7 protein-coding genes are annotated in these 9,255 nt (G+C 39.5%); 2 read left to right on the forward strand and 5 right to left on the reverse strand.

Annotated features, from left to right (window positions below):
* Positions 1–267 precede the first annotated feature (267 nt).
* A complete protein-coding gene (locus HMPREF2877_RS06085) occupies positions 268–1,266 on the reverse strand; it encodes an alpha-ketoacid dehydrogenase subunit beta (protein ID WP_013990622.1) in 999 nt (332 codons plus the stop codon).
* A 24-nt stretch (positions 1,267–1,290) separates the two neighbouring features.
* Complete coding sequence (locus HMPREF2877_RS06090; RefSeq protein WP_070579173.1) at positions 1,291–2,262, reverse strand: thiamine pyrophosphate-dependent dehydrogenase E1 component subunit alpha; 972 nt, start codon at positions 2,260–2,262, stop codon at positions 1,291–1,293.
* 186 nt (positions 2,263–2,448) lie between these two features.
* Here HMPREF2877_RS06090 and HMPREF2877_RS06095 point away from each other — a divergent pair, with 186 nt between their 5' ends.
* Together HMPREF2877_RS06095 and HMPREF2877_RS06100 are read left to right on the forward strand one after the other, a co-directional pair.
* The gene (locus tag HMPREF2877_RS06095) at positions 2,449–3,705 is read left to right on the forward strand and encodes an ATP-binding protein (RefSeq protein WP_004182556.1); all 1,257 of its coding nucleotides are present in this window, start codon (positions 2,449–2,451) and stop codon (positions 3,703–3,705) included.
* Positions 3,695–4,984: a hypothetical protein gene (locus tag HMPREF2877_RS06100; protein WP_004182557.1), complete on the forward strand. Its 1,290-nt coding sequence runs from the start codon at positions 3,695–3,697 to the stop codon at positions 4,982–4,984. Before HMPREF2877_RS06095 ends, HMPREF2877_RS06100 begins: the two co-directional genes overlap by 11 nt.
* Positions 4,985–5,151: 167 nt before the next feature.
* Here the strand turns inward: HMPREF2877_RS06100 and HMPREF2877_RS06105 are convergent, their stop codons facing one another.
* The 3 genes from HMPREF2877_RS06105 to HMPREF2877_RS06115 form a co-directional block, all read right to left on the reverse strand.
* The gene (locus HMPREF2877_RS06105; RefSeq protein WP_070579176.1) at positions 5,152–7,089 is read right to left on the reverse strand and encodes a DUF2207 domain-containing protein; all 1,938 of its coding nucleotides are present in this window, start codon (positions 7,087–7,089) and stop codon (positions 5,152–5,154) included.
* 75 nt (positions 7,090–7,164) lie between these two features.
* Positions 7,165–8,433, reverse strand: a complete 1,269-nt coding sequence (locus HMPREF2877_RS06110) for a dihydroorotase (RefSeq protein ID WP_064520684.1) — start codon at positions 8,431–8,433, stop codon at positions 7,165–7,167.
* A 19-nt stretch (positions 8,434–8,452) separates the two neighbouring features.
* Positions 8,453–9,106 (reverse strand): uracil-DNA glycosylase, encoded by a 654-nt coding sequence (locus tag HMPREF2877_RS06115; RefSeq protein WP_004182560.1) that lies wholly within the window; start codon positions 9,104–9,106, stop codon positions 8,453–8,455.
* Positions 9,107–9,255: the final 149 nt, after the last annotated feature.

The raw sequence follows: 9,255 nt of genomic DNA on the forward strand, positions 1-9,255 counted from the left end.
CCAAGCTTAGGCATAATAATCTCAAAAGCCATATTTTATGATACTAAGAACGCTAAAATACGACAGAATTTTAGGAGTTTTACGTTAGTGTGCTTGCACACCAGTAAAACTATCTAAATTCCGAAGCATTTCGTTCGAGTTCAAATTGACTCAAACGCTTTAACGCCCTCTCCTTTCTACTTTAAATTATAATTTCCGATACTCCCACAGTTAAAACAAGAAACACATTTTACTAGCGAGAAATATCACTTAACCATCGCTAGAAAGTTAGTTTCCTTTATTGGCCATCTTGATAATTGCAGCCTTAATCTTTTCAACATCTGGAAGAACCGCTTGTTCCAAGACACGCGCATAAGGTACAGGCACATCTTCACTTGCCAAACGTACAATTGGGTGGTCAAGGTAATCAAAAGCTTCACTTTCTGTAACCATAGCAGCAATCTCACCGATGAATCCACCTGTCTTATAAGCATCATTGACCAACATAAGTTTACCAGTCTTCTTAACTGACTCGAAAATCAATTCCTTATCAAGTGGGATAAGCGTGCGTGGGTCAACAACCTCAACATTAATACCTTGTTCAGCCACTTCTTCAGCAGCCTTAAGAACACGTTCCAACATACGACCATATGTGACAATAGTAAGGTCAGTTCCTTCACGCTTGATTTCACCTTTTCCAAGTGGAATGTAGAAATCAGGGTCTTGTGTCACTTCCTCTTTTTTACCGTAAAGTGCTTTTGGTTCCATGAAGATAACAATGTTATTGTCTTGAATAGCAGATTTCAAAAGACCTTTAGCGTCGTTAGCATTACCTGGAGCAACCACTTTAATCCCTGGAATGTGAGTCAACCATGACTCAAGAGATTGTGAGTGCTGTGCCGCAGAACCAATCCCTGAACCAGAAGCTACACGGAAGGTTACAGGAGTCTTCAAACCACCACCAAACATGTAGTTGTTTTTTGCACCATTATTAACGATAGCGTCAAGGGCAATCGTGATGAAGTCCATGAAAGTCAAGTCAACGATTGGACGAAGACCTGTAATGGCAGACCCAACAGCTGCACCAGCGATAGCTGCTTCTGAAATTGGTGTATCTTTAACACGTTTCTCACCAAACTCTGCCAACATACCAACTGATGTACCGAAGTCACCACCATAGATACCGACATCTTCACCCATAAGGAAGATATTTTCGTCTTTACGCATTTCCTCGCTCATAGCAAGGTTTACTGCCTCACGCAAGGCCATCAATTTTGTTTCACTCATACTTGTATTCCTCAACCTTTCTCTTTAGTCTATCCATACATCTTCAAAGGCAACTGAAAGTTCTGGATCTGGGCTATTTTGGGCGAACTCATAAGCTGCATCAACCTCTGCCTTAACTTGGCTTTGGATAGCATCTAACTCTTCAGCGCTTGCGATATTTTCAGCAACGAGATAGTCACGGTATTTAATAATAGGGTCGTTATTGTTCTTCCACTCGTCAACTTCTTCCTTAGTACGGTAAACACCCGCATCGGCAGTTGAGTGACCGAACCAACGGTAAGATTCTACCTCAACGATAGCAGGACCATTGCCACCACGGACATGCTCAACAGCCTTGCCCATTGTTTCATATACAGCCAAAACATCGTTACCATCTTCACAGTAGAAACCAGGAATGCCATAAGCTTCCGCACGTGTATAAAGGTGAGGTGTATTTGTAGCCTTATGGATATCCATTGAGATACCATAACGGTTATTGATGATAAAGAAGATAACAGGTAATTTCCAAGTAGCTGCCATATTGACTGACTCATGGAATGAACCTTCGTTGGTTGCGCCATCTCCAGAGAATGCCACAACAATGTTTCCTGTTTTTTTGTATTGCTGAGTGAGGGCTGCACCTACGGCAAGAGCGTAACCACCACCAACGATACCATTAGTACCATAGTTACCTTTTTTAAAGTCTGCCAAGTGCATAGAACCACCACGGCCCTTAGAAACACCGGTTGCTTTACCAGCAAGTTCTGCCATCATTTTATTCAAATCCATGTCTTGGGCGATAGATTGTCCGTGACCACGGTGATTTGAAAAGAAGATATCGTCATAGCTCAAGTGTTGAACAGCACCAACGTTGGCTGCTTCCTCACCAACTGAAAAGTGAGTCATCCCTTGAACAAAACCACGACGAACCAATTTATTAATACGTGAATCAAATTCACGAATACGTTCCATTTTAGTGAACATCTCAAGATGTGTCTCTTTAGAAAGTTTTACCATATCGATCTCCTCTATCGAAATTTTTCTATACATCTAGGATAGGTTAAAAAAACTTAATGAGCAAGAAATATGCTTGAAAGATGAAAAGCCTTACAACCTTATCACTTATAGGCAATCCGTATGCTTTTTTTAAGCGCATTATGATATAATTGTATAGATTTTACCCGAATAGGAGAATATTGGACATTGAGTGACGTCATCGTTCACGGGCTTACGGCATGTATAGCTTTTATTTTACAAATTGTTATCTTCAAAGTGACCACACAGAGACCCCTTAGATACTGGATTCTTATTTTAGCAGGTTTAGCAATTTTTGCCTCTAGTTATTTTGGTATTTCCTTTCCAAAATCCGGTTTTATTGGACTTGTACTTCTTCTAGCTAACAAATCTTACAAAAATCTGAGACATACCATTTTGGAGACTTTCTTTATACCTTTCACCTTTGCCTTAATGGTGAGACTGGTCATTTTCCTGATTATTCCAATCTTTTTCCCTTCTGTCCTAGATTATTATTATGCTGGTCCATTTATACTTTTTCTTGCGTTTTTACTATGGTTTGCCCAAAGTGCCCTTCTTCAAGTGGACTACTCTCGAATGATGCAAATTGATAAAGCGAGACCTTGGTACAAATCAACCTCTGTCGCCCTTTGTGGCCTAGCCTTTATCTACTTTGCTTCTGAACTTCTTTCAACAAACATTCACTTTACTATTGCCTTTCTTATTATTACAGCTCTGATTCTATCTGGACAGGTTAATCTCTATAGAAAGGACCTCAGTGCACAAACACAAGAAGCTCAAGAGGAACATTCTCAGCTTCTTCAAAAATCAAGCCAGAACATCAATACTTGGTACCAGAAAAAGACTAGCCAAGAGCTCTTTATCAAGGACGAAGCTGAAAATCTCTACGATATCATCCGTTTCAAACAAAACGAGGAAGCTCAGGAGTTAATTGACTACTTGCTGACTCCGAATCCATTAGATAAGAAGATTGATCATTTTTATCGAGATAAACTTGAAAATATTAAACTTCCTGATTTGCGAGTCATCTTTGAAGCTAAATTCCTAAAGGCAAAAGAATTGGATGTTTGGGTTAGTATGGAGGTCCCAGAACCCATTACCGTTTATCCTATTTATCCTTTAGATTGGGTATATAGCCTTTCAACGATCTTGGATCATGTCATTGTCCAAGCACAAGATAGTGAACAGAAATACCTTAGCTATGCTTATTTTAAAGATGAGGATAGTCAACACTTTGTCGTTGAAAGTTCAAGCACTAAAGAAGATTCTGCCATTACATCTGATTTCTCTGATCCCGAACTAAAACGCGTCAACAGCATCCTATCCACATATCCAAACGTTAACATTGTTTCAAATACACGTGCTGGTATTTACCGCTTACAAATCGAGATTGACATGACAAAAGGAGGTTACAATGATTACTAATATTATCAATCCTCTCTTACAGGCTGTTAGTTTCATTTCTATTTGGTACCTCTACCAGACTATGTCTAAGGTTAAGCCACTGCGAGGACACCTCTTACTTCTATTTTTGTCCTATGTAGCTGCAGCATCCTATTTTAGTCTCGTAAAAATCGTTATAGATCCTCTTTTCTTCCTTGTTGCTGATTTGGCCCTTGTCAAAGAGCGTTCTTTCTATCATCGATTGCTTTACGCTTTTTATCCAACTATCCTTTTTGATATGGCTACACGACTACTTTCAATTGTCATTCTCCCTCACGTCTTACATATCAAAGGTGATATTACCCTCGACACTAACTTACATATCTTGACCTACATCTTAGCTCCATTAATCATTTACCTAATGCTTAAAATCTTCGCTGTAGACCTAAGTCAGATGAGTAGTCTTGACGAGGCTTGGGCTAGACGTAACTGGTTGCGAAGCACTGCCTTCCTTGCTGTCTATTATGTCTTCTTTACTGTTATCCATGGTCTTAACAGCATTCTTCCAACAGCCAATGACCCTAAAAATTTATTTGAAATAATTTTCAAGGTCAATGCTAATAGTTCTGTTATCTTTGTTCTATATATTGCTCTACTACTATGGGATTTTTACAATTGGAACCAGGCTATCCACCAACAATCTATTGATAGGCTGAACAAAGAACGTCATAAATTGTTGGGAACTATGACTAACTACAGCAAATCCTTTATCCAAATTATCACGCAAAAGCAAAAATCCTTCGACCTATTCAAAAAAAATCTCAAGGACGTTTCTCTTGCCTTGGAAAATGAAGATACCGCCAAAGCTACTAGCCTACTTGAAATTTATAAAACGGACAATGCTAGCATTGGTAATCCAGAGACTCAAGAACACTTGGATAAGCTTAGCAATCCAATAATAGCAAGTTTTCTTTCAAATCGTATTTTGGAAATGAGAGCGTCGCATGTCGATATCTCCATTAATATCAGTCCTCAGTTTGGTGAGATTCCTTTACCTGACTTAGATTTATATCAACTGCTCCAAGCTTCGGATAAAGCGATATTTAAACTACTTCGTCCTGACATCAAGGTCAACAGTAGTTACCTCCAACTAGATCACTCGCAACTCCTTGTCGTTGAATTACCAGTTTTGGCTGATAAGGTTAGCAAAGATAAAGAACTGAATGATTTGGTTAAGACTTTGCCAAATGTTGACTATCGTATCGGTTTACATGCAGGTTATCTGACTCAAATAATTGAAATCTTTGAACCTGGTTATTAAGATGATATTGAAAAAGAGCCGGTGGCTCTTTTTTTGTTGCTTTTTATCTCTTCACTCTCAAACTTCCTAGCATTTTTGAACGAAGATAATTCTTCGACATACAAAAAGACACCCAAAATCATATAGACTGAGTGTCTCTACAAATAGTAAACTCCGACTAGTGTAGCTTAGAAGGCACCGCCTCCGCCTCCTCCGCCACCACCAGAGAAGCCACCGCCTCCAAAGCCGCCACTACCACTGTTCGAATTGATAGAGAAGCTACTTACGCTATCTGAGGCAGAAACGTAAGATTCTAGATAATTGACATTATTCATCATGATAAACGGTGCTGCTGAATAAGTAAACTCATCTAGAGATGGATTGCTGAGGTGGATGTTGTAACGTTTTAACACATCACTAACTTTTTTCGCCTGTCCATAGAGTGTCGCATAAACCAAGATACGATTCCAAAGGATAACAGATTCTAGTTCGGATTCTTTAAAACTAGGAATACTCTTAATCATATTTTTAAAGCTATGCCACTGGTAATAGGTTGAAATTTGAGTTGCATCAAGACATCTCTGACGACGTCTTTTCACTAAGTACCAGAATAAAATGGTAACTCCTGCTATAGGTAGAAGACCAAGAATATAGTAAAAACCTAGTCCTGATCCAAAGGCAGCAAATAAGAACAAGGTTGAAAGAATACAAAGCACCATTGAAAGTACCAAAGCTGCTACTCCCAATATGTTAAATGTCTTTTCTTTCGGACTAAAATCTCTATAAATTTTAGGAAGTCCAAGCGCAAATTCCTCTTTTTCTACGCCTTTTGCTACTTGATAGCCGTCATTAGTGAATTGATATTTGACACGTTTTCCTTGGGAACGTATTGCTTCACGCTCATAGCTTGTTCTAGCACTCCTAAATTGTTTTTCTAGGCCATCTTTATCAAGATAATAGCGCGAGAACATTTCCGTATCTCTAATTTCTATGCGACCATCAAACAACATATCCAAGAAAGACACTTCAAATGAAGAGAGACCTTCCTTTTCAATACGTGTAAGAATATTACTATCACCTTCTTGTCTATAGGTGAGATGACCTCTATCAATCAAATCAATGATGGTAGCTTGCACCATATATTTGAACTTCAAAGGACCCGTTTCTTCTTTTAGACCTGTTTTGTCGAACGACTGATTATAAACATTCTTGGCTAGAACCAAAGGTGCTAAATCTTGAGGGGCTTCATAAAGACGGGCATCTCGAGGGAAAGAAGGCGTCCTAGTACTATAAAGGACAATGAGGTAACAGAAGATACCAATAAGAACAAAGCTTAAAATCACAAGTGGCAAAATGACATAAAATAGATGTCGAAACTTTTCTTTAGATTCCTTGATATCTGCTTCTTTTTTTAGAAAGTCTGCCATATTCGTCTTATTTAATAAATAAGCCTGATTATTTTCTCGTAAAGCACTCGTCATCGGCCAGTAGGCGTGTAATTCCAATTTACCTGAAGATGGAAAATTGTCTACATGAACCTGATAACCTGTAGAAGTACGCTTAACCTGTGGGTCTTTTCCGAAATAGCCGGTGTGGGCATAAAGCTCTCCTTGACTTGCATCCAGACCATCAACTGTGAAGTCAACTTGTCCAAATCCTTTATCCCAATCAGAAATAGGAAACCAATTTAAAACTGCAATATCTGAATATAGATTCAATAGGTGTTGAATCTGCCAAGTAACTTTGAGGACAACCCTATCACCATCTGAACCTGAATTATAAACTTTGAGTTTAACACCTTCATAGGAGTCTGTTTTTTCAACTGTAATATCTGTTTTTTCTTTCCCATTTACAGTTGCTGAAACCTTGGGATCATCCATAATAGAATAGCCACCAATTTTCCCCAGAGTTACATACTGACCTTTATAATCACTATCAAAATCATAAGTCACTTCCTGAATAAATGTCGCATTACCATCATCATGAATTGAAAGATGACCAACATAGGAAGGGAGACTATACTCTACCTCATCAGCTTTGACGTGATGCAAAGACAATGGCAGAAAACAGACTAACAAAACAGTTAAAGTAACATATTTAACAAGACCTTTCAGTATCTTTTTCATCATTTTGCTCCTTCAAAGATTAAAAAAGCAGGTGCAACACCAAGTGTCTCGATGTGCCCTGCTCTGATCCCTTATTTAGGCTTGATAAACAATCTCACCGTCACAGATAGTGTATTTAACACTGCCAGTAAGCTCTTCGCCTACAAATGGTGAATTAGCCGCCTTAGACTTAAAGTCTGCTGTGACCTGACGTTTTTCCTTGTCCGCAAAGATTACAAGGTCAGCTGGTCCATTTTCAGCCAAATAACCGGCATCGAAGCCATAAAGATCAGATGGGTTGCTAGTCATTACTTTCAAGAGTTCTGTCAAGCTTAAGTGACCCGCTTCAACCAAGTAGGTCAATCCAAGAGATAGAGACGTTTCAAGACCAGTCATTCCTGATGGTGCTTTAGTCACATCATCGACATTCTTTTCATCGGCATGGTGTGGTGCGTGGTCTGTGGCAATAACTGAGATGACTCCAGATTTCAACCCTTCGATAACGGCCTGACGGTCAGATTCCAAACGAAGTGGTGGGTTCATCTTGGCATTAGCACCTTTTGAGAGCAAGAGGTCTTCAGTCTTAGAGAAATGCTGCGGTGCCACTTCGGCAGTAACTTGCGCTCCAAGTTTTTGGGCAAATTCAACCACTTTTACAGATTCAGCTTTTGACAAGTGTTGAATATGAACATGTGCTTGTGTATCATAAGCAATCATGACATCACGCGCAATCATACTGTACTCAGCTACACCAGTTGCCCCACAAATATGGAATTCTTTTTTAGCAATATTTTCATTGAAACCGAGAATACCATTTAGATCAGGATCCTCCTCGTGAAGACTGATAAAGGTATTATTCTCCTTAGCTAGCTCCATGGCTTTTTTGACAATACCAGCATTGGTCAATGGAATACCATCATCTGAGAATCCGACAGCACCGGCCTCAAGCAAGCCCTTAAAATCAGTGATGTTTTCACCATCAAAGTTCTTTGTAATAGTCGCAACAGACTTAACATGGATATTTTCCTTAGCTGCTGAAGTCAAGACCTCCTCCAAGGTTTCCTTGTCTGAAATCGTTGGATTAGTGTTAGCCATCATAACAACTGTTGTAAAACCACCTGCAGCCGCTGCTAAGGCACCAGTATGAATGTCTTCTTTGTGGGTTTGACCTGGCTCACGGAAATGAACATGGATATCTACCAAACCAGGAGCAACCACAAGACCAGTCGCATCGATGACTTGAGCATCTCCAGCTTCGATGTTTTCCGCAATCTTAACGACTTTTTTACCATCAACAAGAACATCAGCTTGCGTATCCAAACCAGACTTAGGGTCTACAACACGACCATTTTTAATCAGTAACATAATCTTCCAACTTTCTATTTTACTTCAACCAATCAATTGGGGATTGGCCTTGAGATACAAGGTAAGCATTGGCTTTTGAAAAAGGCCTGCTGCCAAAAAAACCACGATAGGCCGACAAGGGACTCGGATGGGCACTCTCAATAATGGCATGCTTTGGATTGGTAACCAGAGCTTTCTTCTTACGAGCATAGCCACCCCAAAGTATAAAGACAACAGGAGTATCCTTTTGATTGAGAACCTTAATCACAGCATCTGTAAAAGGTTCCCAAACCTGACCGGCGTGCCCATTTGCTTGACCAGCTGGAACTGTCAGACAGGCATTAAGCAAAAGCACCCCTTGCTCAGCCCATGAAGTTAAATCATGAAAGGGTCTAGGACCCAAATCTTCCTCTAACTCCTTAAGAATATTTTTTAAAGACGGAGGAGCAGGAAGGCTATCAGGTACTGAGAAGGATAGTCCTTGTGCTTGATGAGGCCCATGATAAGGGTCCTGACCAAGAATTACCACCCGCACTTCTTCAAATGGAGTCTCCAACAAGGCATTAAAAACCTTTTCACGTGGCGGATAAACCGTTCCCTGACTATAAACCTGATCCATAAACTGATTTATCTTTGAAAAATAATGATCTGGCAGTTCCTCTTTCAGAAGCTTGTGCCATGTCGAATGTTCCATAAAAACCTCTTTTTAGACTGTTTTACACCCTAAATTATACCATAATTTGTAGGGAATATTCGGAAAATACTGAAAAAACACCCTGATTACTAGGCATTTTCTATAAAGTTTTAAAAACCCTAATTGTCAAGTCAAGTGCAACAAAGATG

Source organism: Streptococcus sp. HMSC072D03 (assembly GCF_001812855.1).
Taxonomy (GTDB): Bacteria; Bacillota; Bacilli; order Lactobacillales; family Streptococcaceae; genus Streptococcus; species Streptococcus salivarius_D.